The sequence below is a fragment of the Ensifer sp. YR511 genome, from assembly GCF_900103045.1.
Classification (GTDB): domain Bacteria; phylum Pseudomonadota; class Alphaproteobacteria; order Rhizobiales; family Rhizobiaceae; genus Ensifer; species Ensifer adhaerens.
Map to the genome: position 1 here is coordinate 336,761 of NZ_FNGR01000002.1, position 19,145 is coordinate 355,905.

The 19,145-nt window shown below is 62.8% G+C and carries 16 protein-coding genes; 3 read left to right on the forward strand and 13 right to left on the reverse strand.

From position 1 onward, the window contains the following. Window positions 1-55: 55 nt before the first annotated feature. On the forward strand, window positions 56-2,383 hold the full coding sequence (locus BLU15_RS06120; protein WP_060604093.1) for a PAS domain-containing sensor histidine kinase: 2,328 nt from the start codon (window positions 56-58) through the stop codon (window positions 2,381-2,383). Between the two features lie 59 nt (window positions 2,384-2,442). Here the strand turns inward: BLU15_RS06120 and BLU15_RS06125 are convergent, their stop codons facing one another. The 12 genes from BLU15_RS06125 to BLU15_RS06180 all read right to left on the reverse strand — a co-directional run bounded on the left by BLU15_RS06125 (window position 2,443) and on the right by BLU15_RS06180 (window position 16,936). After that, on the reverse strand, window positions 2,443-5,397 hold the full coding sequence (locus tag BLU15_RS06125; protein WP_090294662.1) for a bifunctional [glutamine synthetase] adenylyltransferase/[glutamine synthetase]-adenylyl-L-tyrosine phosphorylase: 2,955 nt from the start codon (window positions 5,395-5,397) through the stop codon (window positions 2,443-2,445). Between the two features lie 82 nt (window positions 5,398-5,479). Next, window positions 5,480-6,886, reverse strand: coding sequence for a sensor histidine kinase (locus tag BLU15_RS06130; RefSeq protein WP_090294664.1), 1,407 nt, complete (start codon window positions 6,884-6,886; stop codon window positions 5,480-5,482). Further along, entirely contained in the window at window positions 6,883-7,581 is a 699-nt protein-coding gene (locus BLU15_RS06135; protein ID WP_034789385.1) for a response regulator transcription factor, read from the reverse strand. Before BLU15_RS06135 ends, BLU15_RS06130 begins: the two co-directional genes overlap by 4 nt. A 189-nt stretch (window positions 7,582-7,770) precedes the next feature. Beyond that, on the reverse strand, window positions 7,771-9,330 hold the full coding sequence (locus tag BLU15_RS06140) for a Do family serine endopeptidase (protein ID WP_090294665.1): 1,560 nt from the start codon (window positions 9,328-9,330) through the stop codon (window positions 7,771-7,773). Window positions 9,331-9,657: 327 nt separating this feature from the next. Further along, entirely contained in the window at window positions 9,658-10,113 is a 456-nt protein-coding gene (locus tag BLU15_RS06145; RefSeq protein WP_034789377.1) for a cytochrome c-type biogenesis protein, read from the reverse strand. Continuing rightward, complete coding sequence (locus tag BLU15_RS06150; protein ID WP_034789367.1) at window positions 10,110-12,098, reverse strand: heme lyase CcmF/NrfE family subunit; 1,989 nt, start codon at window positions 12,096-12,098, stop codon at window positions 10,110-10,112. The genes BLU15_RS06145 and BLU15_RS06150 overlap by 4 nt, the downstream gene beginning before the upstream one ends. After that, a complete protein-coding gene (ccmE, locus tag BLU15_RS06155; RefSeq protein ID WP_034789366.1) occupies window positions 12,095-12,547 on the reverse strand; it encodes a cytochrome c maturation protein CcmE in 453 nt (150 codons plus the stop codon). Before ccmE ends, BLU15_RS06150 begins: the two co-directional genes overlap by 4 nt. Beyond that, window positions 12,544-13,686, reverse strand: coding sequence for a c-type cytochrome biogenesis protein CcmI (gene ccmI, locus BLU15_RS06160; RefSeq protein ID WP_034789365.1), 1,143 nt, complete (start codon window positions 13,684-13,686; stop codon window positions 12,544-12,546). The genes ccmE and ccmI overlap by 4 nt, the downstream gene beginning before the upstream one ends. A gap of 130 nt (window positions 13,687-13,816) precedes the next feature. Next, window positions 13,817-14,257 (reverse strand): membrane protein, encoded by a 441-nt coding sequence (locus tag BLU15_RS06165; RefSeq protein ID WP_034789364.1) that lies wholly within the window; start codon window positions 14,255-14,257, stop codon window positions 13,817-13,819. A 237-nt stretch (window positions 14,258-14,494) separates the two neighbouring features. Beyond that, complete coding sequence (locus BLU15_RS06170) at window positions 14,495-15,880, reverse strand: ATP-binding protein (RefSeq protein ID WP_034789363.1); 1,386 nt, start codon at window positions 15,878-15,880, stop codon at window positions 14,495-14,497. Further along, complete coding sequence (feuP, locus tag BLU15_RS06175) at window positions 15,870-16,541, reverse strand: two-component system response regulator FeuP (RefSeq protein ID WP_034789361.1); 672 nt, start codon at window positions 16,539-16,541, stop codon at window positions 15,870-15,872. The genes BLU15_RS06170 and feuP overlap by 11 nt, the downstream gene beginning before the upstream one ends. A 140-nt stretch (window positions 16,542-16,681) precedes the next feature. Continuing rightward, window positions 16,682-16,936: a hypothetical protein gene (locus tag BLU15_RS06180; RefSeq protein ID WP_034789359.1), complete on the reverse strand. Its 255-nt coding sequence runs from the start codon at window positions 16,934-16,936 to the stop codon at window positions 16,682-16,684. 808 nt (window positions 16,937-17,744) lie between these two features. On the opposite strand from BLU15_RS06180, the gene BLU15_RS39460 reads away from it, so the two are divergent. Both BLU15_RS39460 and BLU15_RS06185 read left to right on the forward strand, forming a co-directional pair. After that, window positions 17,745-17,885 (forward strand): hypothetical protein, encoded by a 141-nt coding sequence (locus BLU15_RS39460; protein ID WP_164475066.1) that lies wholly within the window; start codon window positions 17,745-17,747, stop codon window positions 17,883-17,885. Window positions 17,886-18,198: 313 nt separating this feature from the next. Continuing rightward, window positions 18,199-18,537 carry an MmcQ/YjbR family DNA-binding protein gene (locus BLU15_RS06185; protein ID WP_034789357.1) on the forward strand — a complete coding sequence of 113 codons (339 nt, stop codon included), beginning with the start codon at window positions 18,199-18,201 and terminating at the stop codon, window positions 18,535-18,537. A 56-nt stretch (window positions 18,538-18,593) separates the two neighbouring features. Here the strand turns inward: BLU15_RS06185 and BLU15_RS06190 are convergent, their stop codons facing one another. Continuing rightward, window positions 18,594-19,061, reverse strand: coding sequence for a YcgN family cysteine cluster protein (locus BLU15_RS06190; protein WP_034789489.1), 468 nt, complete (start codon window positions 19,059-19,061; stop codon window positions 18,594-18,596). Window positions 19,062-19,145 lie beyond the last annotated feature (84 nt).

The window sequence follows — 19,145 nt, forward strand, 5'->3', positions numbered from 1 at the left end:
TCATTGAGTCAGATTCGGGCGAGCGGCGCGCCGAATCATCAGAGGGTTTAGACAATTGGGAAAGATGGCGGACGCGCGACCAGCGAGCGCAGCCGACGGGCGGTTGCGACTCAAGCTTCCAGGCGTTACCGGCCTGGAGCAGGAGTTTATCTCGCAGGCGAAGATCTTTGCCGGGCCGGCTTCACGCCGCCTGGCAAACGCGGAGCCTGTTCTCAAGCGCTCCATCCCGATCCTGATCATTGCATTCCTGATCATCGTTGCGGTTTCGCGCATGTCCAGCATCATGGACGAGCACGCCCGCATGGAGGAAAGTTCGCGCCAGACCGTCGGTCTTGCGGCGGCGATCGCCGTCGCCGCCTTCCAGACGGACGGAGTCGCGCTGTTCGATGAGGGCCGTCGTGCCGAGGCGGAGCAACGCTTCAGCCAGTTTCTGCCGACCGGTATGCTCGATCCCGGAACGTTCATCCTCGCGGTGCGCAAGGACGGGCGGATCTTTGCAAGCACGGAAGGCGGTGGACCGCTCATCGGCCGCACGCTCGCTGCGGCCGCGCCCGACATCGCGACGCTGCAATATTTCGGCGAACATTCGAGCGTCATGAAGACGGCGATCGCAGGCGCCGACCACATCGTGGCGCTGGCGCAGCTGCCCGATGCGGCTGGCGTCGTGCTGGCCGCAACGCCGGTCACCCAGCTCGAAACGACCTGGCGAGACGAGGTTTCGCTGAACGTCACCCTGTTTGCAGGTATCTCGGCGATCCTGTTGATGGTGCTCTACGCCTATTACATCCAGGCCAAGCGTGCCCGCGACGCCGATTCGGTCTTTGCCGAATCGAACCTGCGGGTCGAGACGGCGCTCTCGCGCGGCCGTTGCGGCCTCTGGGATTTCGATCTTGCCAACCGTCGGCTGTTCTGGTCGCGCTCGATGTACGAAATGCTCGGCATGCCGGGCGAAAGCAGCGTGCTCTCCTTCGGTGACGCCGCAAGGCTGATGCATCCGGATGATCACGGCATCTACAGCGTGGCGCGCACGATCGCGCGTGGCGACGCGCGCCAGATCGACCAGGTGTTCCGCATGCGGCATGCGGACGGTCACTATGTGTGGCTACGGGCCCGCGCCGAGATCATCCGCACGGCCTCGGGCCGGGCGCATCTGATCGGCATCGCCATGGACGTGACGGAACAGCATCGTCTTGCGCAGCGCTATGCGGAGGCCGACCAGCGGCTCGCCGACGCCATCGAATGTACCTCCGAGGCCTTCGTGCTCTGGGACAAGCACGACCGCCTCGTCATGTGCAACACCCACTTCCAGGAGGCCTACAAGCTTCCGGACCACGTCCTGGTGCCCGGCACCGAACGCATAGCCGTGCATACGGCGGCAGCACGGCCGGTGGTCGAGCGGCGGATCGCCGACCCGGATCACAGCAACCAGTCGCAGACGAGCGAAGTCCAGCTTGCGGACGAGCGCTGGCTGCAGATCAACGAGCGGCGCACACGCGACGGCGGCCTTGTCTCCGTCGGCACCGACATCACGCTTCTGAAGCGGCACCAGGTGCGCCTGCGCGAATCCGAGCGGCGTCTGATGGCGACGATCGGCGACCTCTCGGCCTCGCGCATGACGCTGGAGCGGCAGAAGACCGAGCTTTCGGTCGCGAATTCGAACTACCAGGCGGAGAAGGACCGTGCGGAGGCGGCCAACCGCGCCAAGTCCGAGTTCCTCGCGAACATGTCACATGAGCTGCGCACGCCGCTCAACGCCATCCTCGGCTTCTCGGAAATCCTGCAGAACCAGATGTTCGGGCCGCTCGGCTCGGAGAAGTACAACGAGTATTCACGCGACATCCACGAAAGCGGCAAACATCTGCTCAACGTCATCAACGACATCCTGGACATGTCGAAGATCGAGGCCGGGCACATGCGCATCAGCCGCGAGACGATCGACCTTGCGCCATTGATCGAGGAGACGCTGCGCTTCACCACCATACCGGCGGAGCAGAAGAACATTCACGTCGTGCAGCAGATCTCGTCGGGCCTCACCATGGTCGCCGATCGCCGCGCCATGAAGCAGGTGCTGCTCAACCTGCTTTCGAACGCGGTCAAGTTCACCAATGAGGGCGGGCGGATTTCGCTTCGGGCACGCAAGGTGACGGGCGCGGTGACGCTCACGATCGCCGATTCCGGCATCGGCATTCCGCGCGACGCATTGCAGAAGATCGGTCAGCCCTTCGAACAGGTGCAGAGCCAGTACGCCAAGAGCAAGGGCGGATCCGGCCTCGGGCTCGCGATCTCGCGCTCACTCACCCGCCTGCACGGCGGCAGCATGAGAATACACTCGACCGAGAATGTCGGGACCATCATCTCGGTCAGGATTCCGGACCGCGGTTAAAGCGGGTCTGGAGCAGCGCGCGGTCTTCCACGCGCCGTCCGTTTACCCGCTGCCCTCCCTCACACTGAAACGACCGATTGGAAGACACGGCGCACGGCTTTGGAGAGCCTGCGAACGTCCCCCTCCAAGGTTTTCAGGTCCGGGTAGTCCCCTGCCCGGCAGACGAGATCGATCAGGCCCGCCGGCGCTTCCTTCGGCTCGAACTCGCCCTCTATGCAGAGCCTCACGATCTGGGACAATTCGGTGAAAAGATGCAGCGCTTCCAGCGCAACATCGAGATCGTTCGGGTTCATCAGCGCATCACCAAGCAGCTTCAACGCGTCGGCGGTGTTGGTGCCTGATGTCAGCGGCTGAACGCCCTTGGCCGGCGCTACGAGCGCCAGATACTGGGTGATGAACTCGATATCGACGAGACCGCCCGGGATCAGCTTGAAGTCCCAGATGTCGCTCGGCGGTTTCTCGCTATCGATCATCTCGCGCATGGAGATCACGTCGGCGCTGACTTTGGAAACATCGCGCTTGCGCTCGAGGATCTCGGCGAAGATCCCGTTGGCCTCGGCCATCAGCCGGTCATCGCCGCAGATGCAGCGCGCCCGGGTCAGAGCCAGATGCTCCCACGTCCAGGCCTCTTCGCGCTGATACTTAGCAAAGGCGTTGATCCTGGTTGCGACCGGCCCCTTGTTGCCGGAGGGACGAAGCCGCATATCGACTTCGTAAAGGATGCCTTCCGCCGTCGGCGCGGAAAGTGCGGCGATCAGGCGCTGCGTCACCCGTGTAAAGTATCGCGTCGGATCAAGCGGCTTGGCGCCGTCGGACTCGGTTGCCGTCTCGTCGTAATCGTAGAGCAGGATCAGATCGACGTCGGATCCCGCCGTCAGCTCGTGGCTGCCGAGCTTGCCCATGCCGACAACGGCGATACGGCCTCCAGGGAAATCGCCGTGAACGGAGCGAACTTCATCCTCAACCGCCTTTACCGCCGCGGCGATGATGAGGTCGGCAAGATCGGTAAAGGCGCGGCCGGCTTGCGCGCCCGAGATCGCGCCGGTCAGGAGCCGAATGCCGATCAGGAAACGCTGCTCGGCGGCTATGATCCTCAGGCGATCGAGCACCTCCTCATAATGGCGAGCACCGCCGACGAAGTTGGCGATGCGTGGCGCCAGATACTCCCGCGTCGGCAATTCGGCGAGCAGGCCCGGATCGAGCATGCCGTCGAAGACATGCGGGCGCGCGGCAATGATTTCGGCAAGCCTCGGGGCCGACGACATGACATTGACGATCAGCGACAGGAGGCCCGGATTGTTGCCGAGCAGAGAGAACAGCTGAATGCCGGCAGGCAGGCCGGAGATGAAATTGTCGAAACGCAGCAGCGCTTCGTCGGCGCGGCGGCTTTCGCCAAAAACCCGCAGCAGCTCCGGCGTCAGCTCTGTCAGCCGCTCGCGCGCCTCCACCGACTGTGTCGCGCGGTAGCGGCCATAGTGCCAGGTGCGGATCGTGTGGGAGATGTCCGACGGCCGCTGGAAGCCGAGTTTCTTCAGCGTCTCCAGCGTGTCCGGGTCGTCGCGCTGGCCAGTGAAGACGAGGTTGCCGGTCTCGGTCGAGAGCTTGGCTTCCTGTTCGAAAAGCTGAGCGTAGCGACGCTCGACGGTCTTCAGCACGCGCGAGAGGGCCTTGGAAAAGGCGGCTGTATCCTCGAAGCCGAGCATATAGGCGATGCGCTTCAGTTCCGCTTCGGTCTCGGGCAGGACATGCGTCTGCTCGTCGCGCACCATCTGGATCCGGTGCTCGACATCGCGCAGGAACCAATAGGCTTCGACGAGTTCGTCAGCCGTCTCTTCGTCGATCCAGCCGGCCTTGACGAGCGCCCGCAGCATAGGCTCCGTCGCGCGCTGGCGCAGGTCCGGCATGCGGCCACCAGCAATCAGCTGCTGGGTCTGGACGAAGAACTCGATCTCGCGGATGCCGCCGCGGCCGAGCTTGATGTTGTGGCCCTTGACCGCGATCTCGCCGTGCCCCTTGTGGGCATGGATCTGGCGCTTGATCGAATGAATGTCGGCGATCGCCGCATAGTCGAGATACTTGCGGAAGACGAAGGGGACCAGATCCTTGAGGAAGTGCTCGCCAGCCTCGATGTCGCCGGCGACCGGCCGCGCCTTGATGAAGGCGGCGCGCTCCCAGTTCTGCCCCCTGCCCTCGTAATAGAGCATCGCCGCTTCTACCGGGATCGCGAGCGGCGTCGAGCCCGGATCCGGGCGCAGGCGCAGGTCGGTTCGGAAGACGTATCCGTCGCCGCTGCGCTCCTGCAGGATGCGGATCAGGCGGCGCAACAGCCGGCCGAAAGTTTCCGAGGCATCGTCGCGATCGACGATGATGCCGGATTGCGGATCGTAGAAGACAACGAGGTCGATATCGGAGGAATAGTTGAGCTCGAAGGCGCCGAGCTTGCCCATGCCGAGCACGACGACGCCGGAACCGGCGCTCGGGTTTGCGACATCCTTGACCTTAAGCTTGCCGCTCTCATGCGCGCTCAGGAGCAGATGGTCGATCGTCGCCGACACGGCCGCACCGGCGAATTCGCTGAGCCAACGGGTGGTCTCGCGCCCGTCGAAATGGCGGGAGAGATCGGCGAGAGCGACGGCGAAGGCAAGTTCGCGCTTGGCCCTTCTGAGCCGCGCCATGATCTCGGTATCCGGCAATGCCGCGCCGCCTTCATTCGGCTTCCAGGCATCGCGGGCTCCGCGCACGCGCTCGCTCAGGAAAGTCGTGAGATCGGTCGAGAGAAGCTCTTCGAGAATGGCGGGGCGACTGTCGCCGGTGTCGCGAAGAAAAGGCGAAAGGGCAAAGGCCGAGACGATGAAGGTCTTGAACTGCGTTTCGGACGCAAGCAGGCTTGCGACCTTTTCATGACCCTTGGCCATATCCTTCAAGACCGAAAGCGCTGTCTTGGCATCGGCTTGTGTCGCCGGACGGATCGGCGTCGTCTCGATCGCCCAGCACTGCTGCACCTGTTCCTGCATGCCGTCTCCCTCTGGCCGGAGCGGACGGCGCGGAACAACTGCGCGCTGCCTCACTCCACCTCGTTCTCCCAAAACCGGTCTATCAGGTTGCAGTCATCGGGAAAACCATCTGAACCGTCAGCCCCTTGGCGCCATCTTCGGCGGAAGGAACGGTGTCGGCGAGATGCAGCGCGCCGTGATGCATTTCCATGACGGCCTCGACCAGCGACAGGCCAAGGCCGGTGCCAGGCTTGGACCGGCTCTCATCCAGGCGAACGAAACGCTTGATCACCTCGTCGCGCATCGCTGCGGGGATGCCCGCTCCATGATCGGCAACCGACAGCAACACATTCCCCTCGCGCTTTTCGAGCGAGACTTTGATCAGAGGGTTCCCGGCGCCATCGGCATACTTGACCGCGTTGTCGATGAGGTTGCCGAGGGCCTGGCCGACCAGTTCGCGGTTGCCTGAAATCACGAGATCCTGGGCGATTTCGGCTTCAAGTTTCAGACCGCCATCTTCGGCCACCGGTTCGTAGAGCTCGACGCAATCGGCGACGATCTGCGAAAGGTCGATGTCGCTCATCTCGGCGACGGACGAGCCGGCCTCGACGCGCGAAATCATCAGAAGCGCGTTGAAGGTGCGGATCAACTGATCGGATTCGCCGATGATCTCCTCGAGCGCACCGCGCTGGCTCGTGCCCTTGCGGGAAAGTGCGGCTTCCGCCTTGTTGCGCAGCCGCGTCAGCGGCGTCTTCAGATCGTGAGCGATGTTGTCGGAGACCTGCCGCAGCCCTTCGTTCAGCTTCTCGATGCGGCTGAGCATGGCGTTCAGTGATTCCGACAGCCGGTCGAACTCGTCGCCGGAGCCGCTCATCGGCAGACGCTGCGACAGATCGCCGGCCATGATCTTGGTGCTCGCCTCCGACATGCGGTCGATGCGCTTCAAGGCGTTGCGGCCGATGCCGAACCAGATGACGAGGGCGCCAAGCCCCATGACGCCGAGCGCCACCATCAGGGCCTGGCGCACAAGGGCGCGGAACTTCTGCGGCTCCTGCAGGTCGCGGCCAACAAGAATGCGCAGACCATTGTCGAGCACCAGCACATGGGCAAGAGCCACGTGGGTGTCCTTCTTGCTCTCGTCCGTATAGCGCTGATAGGCGAAGGGACGTTCGGTCCAGCCTTCGCTGTCGAGCAGGCCCGGCTCCAGGCTCGCGACGTTGCCGGCGAGGATTTCGCCGCTCGGTCCCGCAATCACGTAGAGATTGGCTCCCGGCTGGCGTGCCCGCCGCTCGAGCGAGCGCAACAGGCCGTTCATGCCGGCGCGGCTATAGACCTGCTCGATCTGCGCCACCTCGGCGGTGACCGCGTCACGGGTCTGCTGCTGCAGCAGCCGCTCCGACATGCCGGTGACGTAGAAGACGAGAAAGGCAGCACAGAGAGAAAAAAGAATGAGGTAGAGGGCGGAAAGCCGGACTGCGGTCGTTCTGAAGAGAACGCGAAGCTTGCTCATGCGGACGCCCGGTCATCCTTGATCATGTAGCCGGCACCGCGCACCGTGCGCAGCAGCGGCACATCGAAATCCTTCTCGATCTTCGAGCGCAACCGCGAGACATGCACGTCGATGACGTTGGTCTGCGGGTCGAAGTGGTAGTCCCAGACGTTTTCCAGCAGCATGGTGCGGGTGACGACCTGGCCGGCGTTCTTCATGAGATATTCGAGCAGGCGGAATTCGCGCGGCTGCAGGGGAATTTCCTTTCCCTGCCGGCGCACGGAATGCGAAAGGCGGTCGAGTTCCAGATCGCCAACGCGGTAAACCATGTCCTGATCGGGCGTGCCCTTGCGGCGCCCAAGCACCTCGACACGGGCGAGCAATTCATTGAAGGCGTAGGGTTTCGGCAGATAATCGTCGCCGCCGGCGCGTAAACCCGTGACCCGGTCATCCACCTGGCCGAGCGCCGACAGGATCAGCACCGGCGTGTGGATGTCCTTGCGACGAAGCTCGGTGATGACAGAGAGACCGTCTCGACGCGGCAGCATGCGGTCCACCACGAGAACGTCGTAATTGTTCTCGCTGGCCATAAACAGGCCGCTCTCGCCATCGCTTGCGTGATCGGACACGATGCCCGCCTCGCGGAAGGCTTTCGCCAGATAGGCTGCCGCCTCGAGATCGTCTTCAATGATGAGAATCTTCATACGCGCGACCATAGTCCCGGACCCCTGTCTGTCTCAACCGGTTTCGACTTTCGACAACCGGGTTGGCGAGTGCTCTCGTGAGGGAAAAGCGGGATGCGGGCGGAGAACCGCACACACCTTTTCACATCCCGCTCCAAACGGCGAGCGCCGCGACATCACTTGGAAATCGCGGCGCTCCGGTCAATCATTTGACTGCCGCGATCAGCCCTTGTCGATCGGAAGGGCCACGAAGCGGCTGCCGTTGTCGGCCTCGATCTGGAAGAGCGCCTTGCTACGGCCGTCCTTCTTGGCAGTGTTGATGACCTTCAGGATGTCGTCGGCGGACTTCACCTCCTGATTGTTCACCGAGACGATCTTTTCGCCCTGCTTCAGGCCGCGATCGCTGGCATCAGACTCTTCGTCGACCGAGGCGATGGTGACGCCCTTGCCATCATCAGACGGCACGACAGAGACGCCAAGGTCGGCCAGTGCCTGCTCGCTCGACGGCTGGGCTTCTTCGGACTGGTCGTCCTGGCTCTTGGCAGCGTCCTTGTCGTCCTTGGGCAGCGTGCCGATTTCGAGCTTGACGGTCTCCGCCTTGCCGTCGCGCCACAGGGCCAGATCAACCGTGGTGCCCGGGCGGATTGCCGCAACCTTGCGGGCAAGGTCACGCGGATCCTTGACCGTGTCGCCGTTCAGCGCGGTTACGACGTCACCCTTCTTGATGCCGGCCTTTTCACCCGGCGAGCCGGTCTGCGGTTCGACGACGAGCGCACCGCTTGCTTCCGAAAGGCCGAGCGATTCGGCGATGTCCTTGGTAACGGGCTGGATCTGCACGCCGAGCCAGCCGCGGGAAACCGAGCCGTCCTTGATCAGGTCGGCGACGACATCCTTGGCAACGGTCGACGGGATGGCAAAGGCGATACCGACGTTGCCGCCGCCCCTCGGCGAGAAGATCGCGGTATTGATGCCGACGACTTCACCGGAGAGGTTGAAGGTCGGACCGCCCGAGTTGCCGCGGTTCACCGCCGCATCAACCTGCAGGTAATCGTCATAGGGGCCGGAGCCGATATCGCGGCCACGCGCCGAAACGATGCCGGAGGTCACCGTGCCGCCGAGACCGAACGGGTTGCCGACGGCAACGACCCAGTCACCGACGCGGACCTTGCTGTCATCGGCCCAGCCGACATAGGTGAACTTGCGCTTGTCATCGACCTTGAGCACGGCGAGATCCGTGCGGCTATCCTTGCCGACCAGCTTGGCATCGAGTTCGGTGCCGTCGTTGAGGATGACCGTGAAGGCCGAACCGTCGGAAACGACGTGGTTGTTGGTGACGAGGTAGCCGTCTTCGGAGATGAAGAAGCCGGAGCCCTGAGCGGTCGGACGCAGGCGGCCTTCGCCATGCGGGCCACGGCGGTTGGGGCCGCGGTCGGCACGGTCATCGCCGCGCGGACCGAATTCCTTGAAGAAGCGCTTCAGGGGGTGATCGTCGGGCAGATCGTCGAAACCGCGACCGTTGAAATCGAAGCTGAAGTCGCCGCCATCTTCGGCCACCGGGTTGACGCGCGACTGGACGCGCACCGAAACGACGGCCGGCGAAACGGCATCAACGACATTGGCAAAGCTCGGCACCGACGGCGCTTCCACCTTCACCGGATCGGCAAAGGATTGCGAGATGCTTGCCGGCAGACCCGAGGTCAGCATGACGGCGGCAAGGCCGGCGATGGTCGAGGTCTTCAGAACGGTCTTGAGGGAGGGACGCAGGGATTTGGTCGTAAACATCCGTTTTGCCTTTTCTCTTCCTAGATGCCATCGGAGACGGCACCGAAACCTGGTTGCGAAGCCGCCTCAGGGAAGGCGGAATTCGTTTTGGCTGACTGGAGGAACAGCCGATGACGAAAGATGTAACGGATGGGACCTTACTGAGTTCTGTCCGGAAAATGAATTTTTGGTAATGTTGTGAAGAGCTGGCCCGGGCTCGGCCAAAGGCCTGCCGGGGACTGCGCGTTGGCGCGAACGGAATTGCCCGCCACCGGCAGGGATCTCAAGCGATATCAAGAGATTAGTGCTGAAGCCGATCCAACGAATGCGCGTTCGGCGAGCGCTGCATTAAGGCTGAAGCAGCTTCTTCAGCTTTTCCTTCTCGTCCTCGGAAAGCGGCGTCCCCTTTGGCTGGGCGCCGCGACGGCGAGAGGCGATGACGAGGGTAATCGCCCCGACGAGAAGCAGGGTCGCCGGCATGCCCCAGAGGATCAGGGTCTTCGTCTCGAAGCGCGGCTTCAGCAGTACGAATTCGCCATAGCGGGACACGACGTAATCGATGACGGCCTTGTCGCTGTCGCCGTTCGCCAGCCGCTCGCGTACAAGCACGCGCAGGTCCTTGGCAAGCTCGGCGTTGGAATCGTCGATCGACTGGTTCTGGCAGACCATGCAGCGCAGCTCCGCCGAGATCGCCCGCGCCCGCGCTTCGAGCGCGGGATCGGCAAGCACTTCATCCGGGTTGACGGCAAAGGCCGAGCCGACAGGCGCGAGCAACAGCAGGAGTGCCAGGAGCAGACGGTTCATTCCGCAGCCCCCACAGGCACCGCCTTCGGTCGCTTGGCCTTGGCCGGCGCGCCGACGCGCAGGCGGCGGTCGCTCAAGGAGACGAAACCACCCGCCATCATGAACAGGGTACCGCCCCAGATGCACAGGATCATCGGCTTCCACCAGATGCGCACGACGATGCCGCCTTCGCTGATCTGATCGCCGAGCGAGACGTAGAGTTGGCTCAAGCCGAAGGTGCGAATGCCCGCCTCGGTCGTCGGCATGCGGCGCGCCTGGTAGAGACGCTTCGAAGACCAGACGTCGTCAATCGCAGCGCCACCGCGGCTGATGGTGAAGTGGCCGGACTCCTCGGAATAGTTCGGGCCGCTGCCATTGCGCATGCCGTCGAAGCGCAGGGTGTAGCCACCGGCATCCACCGTCATGCCGGGCTTCATCTCGACCACGGTTTCGGTCTCGAAGGCCGTGACGGCGACGATGCCGATCAGGGTGACGCCGAGGCCGATATGCGCAAGCGCCGTGCCGAAAGCCGAACGCGGCAGGCCGGAGAAGCGTCGCCAGACGACGTTGCCTGCGACCTTGCCGAGGCCGGAGCGCAGCGCCAGGTCCGTCAACGAACCGACAATCACGTAGACGCCAAGGGCAATGCCGAAGAGCGCCAGAACCGGGCCGCCATTCATGAAGTAATAATAGGTGACGCCGAAGAGCAGGCCGATGGCAACCGCTGCGAAGAGCCGCTGCGAAACGCCAGCAAGGTCGCCGCGCTTCCAGGCAAGCAGCGGGCCGAAAGGCACCGCAAAGAGCAGCGGCAGCATCAACAGGCCGAAGGTCATGTTGAAGAAGGGCGGCCCGACGGAGATCTTGTCGCCGGTCAGCGCTTCGAGCACCAGCGGATAGAGCGTGCCGGTCAGGACCGTCGCGGTCGCCGTCGTCAGGATGAGGTTGTTGAAGACCAGCGCACCCTCACGCGAGATCGGCGCGAAGATGCCGCCGGCTTTCAGGTGCGAGGCGCGCAGGGCGAAGAGCGTGAACGCACCGCCGATGAAGAAGACGAGAATGGCGAGGATGAAGATGCCGCGCGTCGGGTCGGTGGCGAAGGCGTGGACCGAAGTCAGGACACCCGAACGCACGAGGAAGGTGCCGAGCAGCGACAGCGAGAAGGTCATGATCGCAAGCAGCACGGTCCAGATCTTCAGCGCCTCGCGCTTTTCCATGACCAGCGCCGAGTGCAAAAGCGCCGTCCCCGCGAGCCACGGCATGAAGGAGGCGTTTTCGACCGGGTCCCAGAACCACCAACCACCCCAGCCGAGCTCGTAATAGGCCCAGTACGAACCCATGGAGATCCCGGCGGTGAGGAAGGTCCAGGCGGCAAGCGTCCAGGGACGGACCCAGCGAGCCCAGGCGGCGTCGATGCGGCCCTCGATCAAGGCCGCGATGGCAAAGGAGAAGCAGACCGAAAAACCGACATAGCCGAGGTAGAGCAACGGCGGATGAATGGCGAGGCCGACGTCCTGCAGGATCGGGTTCAGGTCCTTGCCCTCGCCCGGCGCGGGCATCAGCCGAGCGAACGGATTGGACGTCAGCAGGATGAAGAGCGCGAAGGCCATCGCGATCCAAGCCTGCACGGCGAGTACGTTTGCCTTCAACGTCTCCGGCAGGTTGCGCCCAAAGGCGGCAACCAGCGCCGAAAAGAACGTCAGGATCAACAGCCACAGCAGCATCGAGCCTTCATGGTTCCCCCAGACGCCCGAGATCTTGTAGATCAGCGGCTTCAGCGAGTGGGAGTTTTCCCAGACGTTGCGGACCGAGAAATCCGAGGTCACATAGGCGAAGGTGAGGACGGCAAAAGCGAAAGCGACGAGCAGAAAGCAGGCGACGGCGGCGCTGGATGCGAGTTCCATCAGGCCGCGATCGTTCAATCGTGCGCCAAGGATCGGTAAGGCGGCCTGAATGACCGCCGTCGCCAACGCCAGAACCAGAGCGTAGTGTCCGAGCTCGATGATCACTTGATGGTTTCCTTCCCGCTGAGCTCGACGCCCTGCGCCTTCAAACGGTCGGCGACATCCTTGGGCATATAGGTCTCGTCATGCTTGGCAAGAACGGAATCGGCCACGAAGACCGAGCTTCCGGCAACGAAGGTTCCCTCCGTCACCACGCCCTGCCCTTCGCGGAACAGGTCAGGCAGGATGCCGGTATAGGTGACCGGCACGCCGCTCAGCGTATCGGTGACGGTGAAGGTCACCGTCTTGCCGTCGCCGCGCTTGACGGAGCCGGTTTCGACGACACCGCCGAGGCGGATGCGGGTTCCCGGCGGTACGTTGGCCTTTTCGAGGTCGCTCGGCACATAGAAATAGGCGATCGCCTGGCTGAAGGCGAACATTACGAGGAAGGCTGCAAGCACCAGGAAGCCGACACCGCCGCCGATGATCGCCAGTCTTTTTTGTTTGCGCGTCATTGCGTTACTCCGTCGGTGGCAATCCCGAGCTCACGCGCCAGCGCCAGCAGCTGCTTGCCGCCGTCACCATCGGCCGGGAAGGTTTTCAGGCCCTCCCTTAGCGCGGCCAGTGCCTTGTCTCGTTGATCAAGGACAACATGGGAGCGGATCAGACGCGCCCAGCCTTCGAGATTATCCGGATTTTCCTTCAGCCGGCTTTCGAGGCTGCCGACCATGCCCCGGATCATTTCCTGGCGATCGCCGGCGCTCATGCTTTCGGCGGCGGCCACGTCATCGGCACTTGGATTGCCGGGCGCTGCAGCGCTGGTGGCGCCGGCGCCCCCCAGTTCTGCCACGTGCTGCTTGACGAGCGGCAGCCAGGGCGCGTCGGCGGGTGATGTCGCGACTAGTCGGTTGAAGGCAGTCAGCGCTTCCGCTTTCTTGCCTTCCTGCTTGAGGCCGAGGGCAAGATAGAATTCCGAGCGCGGGTCATTGGGATCGAGCGTCAGCGCCTGCTTCAGCGCGTCCTGCGCCTTGCTCGTCACGACGCCGTCGGACTGCACGACCATCGCCTCGGCATAGCCGCCGAGACGTGCCGGCGTCGGGCCAAGCAGGCGGATCGCCCGGTCATAGGCATCGACCGCATCTTCGACACGGCCGTTGCGCATGTAGATCGGCGCAAGCAGGTCCCAGCCGGCGCCATCATTCGGGTTTACCGCCAGATGATTCTCAGCCTTGGCAATCAGGATGTTGATGTCGCCATTGGGATCGGCCAGGCGGGCGGCCAGCGGCTGCGCCGGCATGCCCGGGCTGCCCGTCAGCAAGTAAAGACAGAGGCCGACGGCCGGAAGACAGAGAAGCACGAAGGCCTGGGCCAGACGGCTGACACCGCGGCGCGGCGCGGCAGCCGCAATCGCCTCACTGTCGCTCTCGCCAGCGGCCAGCAGCCGGCGCGCAACTTCGGCGCGCGCAAGCTCGGCGTCGTCGCCGCCGATCAGGCCGCTATCCTGGTCCCGCTTCAACTCTTCGAGCTGGTCGCGATAGACCTCGACATCATGGCTGTGGGGAGACGACGGGGCTTCCCCCGCCCGCAGCAGCGGAAGGATGAGCACGACAGCAACAGCCGCCGTCAGAGTGGCGACGAGGATCCAGAACAACATGGAAGCTCAATACTATGGCCCCCATGCCATTCCAACTCGAAAACCCCTTATGACGGAGATTTGAGGCGTTTCGCCGCAACGGCGGCTCGATCCGCCTGAGCACATCCGGGAGAGCGCGACCGGCTACGCCTTAGGTCAGCGGTGTCCAGCTGCCGTCCGGGTTGCGGCAGGCAGCACCCCGCGCCGTCTTCGGCTGTCCCTTGACGGTAACCGTGTGGCTATACTGGCGGCAGTTCTGCGACCCGACCTGATAGGGAGCGGCTGCAACGACCGAACCGTTGACGCCGCGCCCGTCCCAGGTCACCGGCTGCCCACCGGGGGCCGCTTCAAGTGCGCGGTACTCCGCTTCCAGAGCACGCTGACGGTCGGATGTCCCGATGTCGAGATCGGTGAGACGCGCGATCACCCCACCCTGGAGTGCCGCGATGTAATTGGTCGAGGTCGCACCACGCGTTGCCGTCGAGCCGAGGCCGGCGGCCGCGCCCTTGCTGCCCGTCGTGCCGCATCCGGCAAGCGCGACGGCCGAGGCGATCACAACGATCCTGCCGCCGACGACAATAGCCCGTGTCATTTCTGCCTGGTTCCTCATGATCCGCGACACTCAATCATCCTATCCGAAGCCGCATTCTTAAGCTCGTTCCATTCGAGCACGATGACGACTAGTCCTTGATTTTCTTTTGGCATTCCCCGCGTGCCGAGGCAACGGCGAGCCCTGCGGGTGTGACATTTTCAAGCACGGGTGTGACCCCTAAATCACGATGGATTCGCAAGCGAGCGACGCCGGACCCGCGCATTTCCTCATCACCCTCTAAACGGCCGCCGGCAAAACCAGTTCCGCACGCAACCCTCCCTCGTCCCGTCGCGACAGGGTGATGGTGCCCTGATACTCCCGGACGATCTCGCTGACGATCGAAAGACCGAGCCCGGTTCCGGGCTTGCTTTCGTCGAGCCGCTTGCCGCGCTTCATCGCCACTGCGATCTGGTCGGGATTGAGCCCCGGCCCGTCGTCGTCGATGTCGAGAACGATCCACTGCCGGCCGGGCTCCTTGGCATGAACCTCGCTCGGTGCCGGCCTGACATTCAGCCACACCTCGCCACGGGCGTGGCGGGCGGCATTTTCGAGCAGGTTGCCAACGGTCTCCTCGACGTCCTGCAGCTCCATGGCAAGAACCAGTCCCGGCGGGTTGATCGACAGATGGACCTGCTTTTCCGGATTGAGCTTGCGCATGACGCGCACGAGGCGTTCGAGCGCCGGCTGTGCTTCGGTCCGCGCCAGCACGGACTCGCGCTGCGCCGCAATCCGGGCGCGGCTCAGATAGGATTGAACCTGGGTCTGCATTGCATCGACCTGAGTGCGCACCAACTCGCCATGCGATGCCTCGAGCACCCGGGCCTCGTTGAGCAGGACCGCGATCGGTGTCTTCAGCGAATGGGCAAGATTGCCGACCTGCATGCGGGCGCGCTCGACGATGCGGCGGTTGCTGTCGATCAGGGCATTGACCTCGTTGGCGAGCGGCTGGATCTCACGCGGGAAAGCGCCGTCCAACCGTTCGCTTTCGCCGGCGCGGATCTTTTCCATCGAGCGCCGGACCTCATCGAGCGGCCTCAGGCCGAAGAGAATGGTGAGCGCGTTGACCCCGAGCCCTCCCAGACCGAAGATGGAGAGCGCGATCGTCAGGTTGCGGGTGAAGCGGTTGATATCGGCTTCGAGCACGTCGCGGTTGCCCGCCACGCGAAAGCGCGCCGTATGGCCCTGGATGTCGAGAACGACCTCGGTCTCGGAGACCTCGACCTCGTTCCCGAAGGGATCCTTGGTGGTGTAGAAGCGGACATAGCCGGTATCGAACGGCACCTCGTCGACGCTGGCGATCGGTAGCTTGCCGTTGCCGAGCGAGGTCGAGATCAGGGGCGGCGTATCGAACTCACCGATCGGATCGACGATCCAGTACCAGCCGGTCTGCGGCTGCGAAAACCGGAGGTCGCCAAGCTGCGGACTGCCCGACAGCACCGTCCTCTCGTTGACGGAGATCGAGTTGACGACGTTGAAGAGCTGGGCGCGCAGCAGGTCTTTGAAACCGCGCTCGGAGCCCTGGCGATAAAGCTCGGAAATCACCACGCCGATCACGACGAGAGCCACCACCGCCCAGACGGTGGAAACCACCAGAACGCGTGCGGTGAGCGATCTAATTGCCATTGCCCGGCGCTTGCATTCGGTATCCGAGACCGCGCACCGTTTCGATCAGATCGTTGCCGATCTTCTTGCGCAGCCGGCCGATGAACACTTCGATCGTATTGGAATCGCGATCGAAATCCTGATCGTACATATGCTCGACCAATTCTGTGCGCGAAACGACCTGGCCCATGTGGTGCATGAGATAGGAGAGCAGCCGGAACTCGTGCGACGTCAGCTTCAATGCGACGCCATCGACCGTTGCCTTGGAACCCTTGGTGTCGAGGCGCACTGGGCCGCAGACGATCTCCGAGCTCGCATGGCCGGCGGCGCGCCGGATCAGGGCGCGGATGCGGGCAAGAACTTCTTCGACGTGGAAGGGCTTGGCAACATAGTCGTCGGCGCCGGCATCGATGCCAGCCACCTTGTCGCTCCAGCGATCACGCGCAGTCAGGATCAGAACCGGCATGGTCTTGCCGTCGCCGCGCCATTTCTCAAGCACGGTGATGCCGTCCATTTCCGGCAAGCCGATATCGAGGATCACGGCATCATAGGGCTCGGCGTCGCCGAGATAGTGCCCCTCCTCGCCATCATAGGCCTGGTCAACGACGTAGCCGGCCTCCTTCAGCACCTCGGCGAGCTGCCGGTTCAGGTTGGCGTCGTCCTCGACAATCAGAATGCGCATCCGTCTTTACTTCCTCTCGCGGCCATCCTGCTGCATGCTTCGCCAAATCTGGCTGATTTAAGGATAAGAACACGCAGCCATTCAAAGTGCTACAGCGACCTTCGTACGCCTGATACGGCACGCGGCGCTGCAGGGATAGCCTACATCGGCACCTTGACGGTGACCTTCTTCGGCCTACCGCCATTGCCAGGAACAAGCACGGTGATCACGCACTGGCCATCGGACGTCGGCTGTGCCGACAGCAACTCGCCACCAGTGTCGGCAACGACCTGCGCTGCAGCCGCGCTGCAATCGCCGGACACACGAACGACAATATCCGACGGCACGCTGATCGCAGGCGGGCTGAAGCCGGCGAGGCCTGCAGCAAGCGCGGCTATGATCACTGGTGAAGACATGAACGCACTTTCGACTTGGGAAGCATCATGGCAGAAGCAATAACCGAACGAGGCTGAATGGCAAATGAATGTCGGCCATTTGGACCGGCAGGCACTACCGGGAAACGCATTACCTTCCCCGAAATCCGACCTTAGATTGCGGCGATTCTTCCCTGGTGGAAACCCGCATTGCTCATTCCCTTGCCAAGCCATAGCCGCTTCCTGCGACAGTTTTAGCGACGCAATCACGCGAGGAACACGGCCCGGAACCCAAGGCCACCAGACGACGCCAGCCAACGGTCAGCTTTCGTTAAGCATGTTTCGCTAGCATCTCTTCGCCGGCATGCGCTAACGCGAAAGAACCCGTTCCCGATCAAGCGCGGCATGGCTGCGCACGCATTTTCTCGATTCTTTTGAATCCTTTGGCGGCTGTCGCTCGCAGCGTGAATCAAACATCTCAGAAACTGATTCAGGTCCGTCGGCGCCGCTCCCGAACAAGGCTCAGCCATCGTGTCCTTCGAACCAGTCGACGCAATCCGTCATGACGGCACCGATCACGCCGCAGCACCGTTTCTCTCTTAATAGAGAGCCGCGAAACGGTTGGCCCTTTGCCGCAATCTATGCGCGTAAATTACTTCAAAAATACCTGCAACTTAAACCTGTTGACGTCCGGGCGCGATGCGTGCTGTGTATAAACGAAAAATTAATCGATTTAAAGATTTTTCAATCGTTTAAATGATTTAAGCCACTGATTTACAAAGCCTTTGCGATGTGAAATTGTCCGCCACACCTTACATCATGAAACCGTCACAGAACCCGGGAGGATCGCATGCAGACGCTCGCAAACAACCAGCCCGCATCTCAGCAGTCCAAAGTACCGCAATCGTTGCTCGACCGTTTCGAGAGCGAATGGCGTGAGATGCGCGCCGCGAGCGAGGCAACGCCGAAGCCGGTCGCACCGGCCGAATGAGGCCCGCCTGAGTGGCGCGCCTAGGCGTCACGGCCCTTCACCTCCATATCCATAGATTGTCGTCGGACAGCGCCTGTTTAAGGCGTTCTTCGACATTCCGTAGCGAACCGGCGGTGAGCCTACCACCGCCGGTCGCGGCGTTTCCGGCCCTATGCCGTGGGTGATCGACCACTGACCGCAAAGGCCATAAACGCAGCCCGATCAGGCTCCGCCAGCGCCCTTCTCGAGCCCGCGCTTCAAGGACACTCCTTGCAATTTTTGTAGTGATTTTCAGCCTTTTTGCCATTCGGCAAAAGCATGTTAATCTTTCTTCATGCTGACGGAAGAGATCGAAAGACTCGCGCTAAGCCTGCCTGGAACGGAGGAGAATGCGCATTTCGGAACGCGAGATTTCCGCGTTGGGAAGCGTATTTTCATGAGCCTGCCGGAAGCCGGGCGCGCCGTTTTCAAGTTCACACCGGATCAGCAGCGCATGCTTCTGGAGATGGAACCCGGCGTCTGCGCCGCGGTGCCCGGCGGCTGGGGCGACCGTGGCTGGACCTCGCTCTATTTCGTCCAGGCCGACGAGGATCTCGTGCGGCAGTCGATGGAGACGGCGTGGCGCAACGTTGCGCCGAAGAGCCTCGTCAAGAAGAACGGCGGCAGCCATTAGAGGCGTCGCGGCCGACACACTGCCAAAACGATTCCGCCGCCTCGACTAACCCCTTGTCACTCCACGTTTTCCTGCCCCACTTCCAGCGGCCAGGTGACGAGATAATCCTCATAGTCGTCGACGTCGATGCCGTCTTCCGCAACGGTGCGGCCGCGGACGGAAATGCCCGCGGCGTGAACCGTTTCCGGATCGGCCGAAATCAACGGATGCCACCAGTAGAGATCGCGCCCTTCAGCCACCAGCCGGTAGCCGCAGGTCGGCGGCAGCCAGGTGATCTCGCGCACGGCCTTCGGCGTCAGCTGGATGCAGTCGGGCACGGTCGCCTGGCGGTTGGGATAGTCCTTGCAGCGACAGCTTTCGCCGTCGAGAAGCGTGCAGCGGATCGAGGTCCAGGCGATCTCGCCGGTGTCCCAATCCTCGAGCTTGTTGAGACAACAGAGGCCGCAGCCGTCACAGAGGCTTTCCCACTCGGTATCGGTCATGTCTTCAAGGCTTTTCGCCTTCCAGAAAGGCATTTCGCCCATCGTCATCACACTTTCGTCAAATCGCTCGCGATACAGAAATTTCGCAGAAAATTGCCGGTTTTTTAAGGCCGGCGGCGCGATATG

Excerpts from the sequence above, each read along its gene's own strand:
- BLU15_RS06135 (WP_034789385.1), bottom strand. The coding sequence starts at position 7,581 with ATGGTCGCGCGTATGAAGATTCTCATCATTGAAGACGATCTCGAGGCG.
- BLU15_RS06125 (WP_090294662.1), bottom strand. The coding sequence starts at position 5,397 with ATGCAGGAACAGGTGCAGCAGTGCTGGGCGATCGAGACGACGCCGATC.
- BLU15_RS06145 (WP_034789377.1), bottom strand. The coding sequence starts at position 10,113 with ATGAACCGTCTGCTCCTGGCACTCCTGCTGTTGCTCGCGCCTGTCGGC.
- BLU15_RS39460 (WP_164475066.1), top strand. The coding sequence starts at position 17,745 with ATGCAGACGCTCGCAAACAACCAGCCCGCATCTCAGCAGTCCAAAGTA.
- ccmI (WP_034789365.1), bottom strand. The coding sequence starts at position 13,686 with ATGTTGTTCTGGATCCTCGTCGCCACTCTGACGGCGGCTGTTGCTGTC.
- feuP (WP_034789361.1), bottom strand. The coding sequence starts at position 16,541 with ATGCGCATTCTGATTGTCGAGGACGACGCCAACCTGAACCGGCAGCTC.
- BLU15_RS06170 (WP_034789363.1), bottom strand. The coding sequence starts at position 15,880 with ATGGCAATTAGATCGCTCACCGCACGCGTTCTGGTGGTTTCCACCGTC.
- BLU15_RS06190 (WP_034789489.1), bottom strand. The coding sequence starts at position 19,061 with ATGGGCGAAATGCCTTTCTGGAAGGCGAAAAGCCTTGAAGACATGACC.
- BLU15_RS06130 (WP_090294664.1), bottom strand. The coding sequence starts at position 6,886 with ATGAGCAAGCTTCGCGTTCTCTTCAGAACGACCGCAGTCCGGCTTTCC.
- BLU15_RS06140 (WP_090294665.1), bottom strand. The coding sequence starts at position 9,330 with ATGTTTACGACCAAATCCCTGCGTCCCTCCCTCAAGACCGTTCTGAAG.
- ccmE (WP_034789366.1), bottom strand. The coding sequence starts at position 12,547 with ATGACGCGCAAACAAAAAAGACTGGCGATCATCGGCGGCGGTGTCGGC.
- BLU15_RS06185 (WP_034789357.1), top strand. The coding sequence starts at position 18,199 with ATGCTGACGGAAGAGATCGAAAGACTCGCGCTAAGCCTGCCTGGAACG.
- BLU15_RS06165 (WP_034789364.1), bottom strand. The coding sequence starts at position 14,257 with ATGACACGGGCTATTGTCGTCGGCGGCAGGATCGTTGTGATCGCCTCG.
- BLU15_RS06180 (WP_034789359.1), bottom strand. The coding sequence starts at position 16,936 with ATGTCTTCACCAGTGATCATAGCCGCGCTTGCTGCAGGCCTCGCCGGC.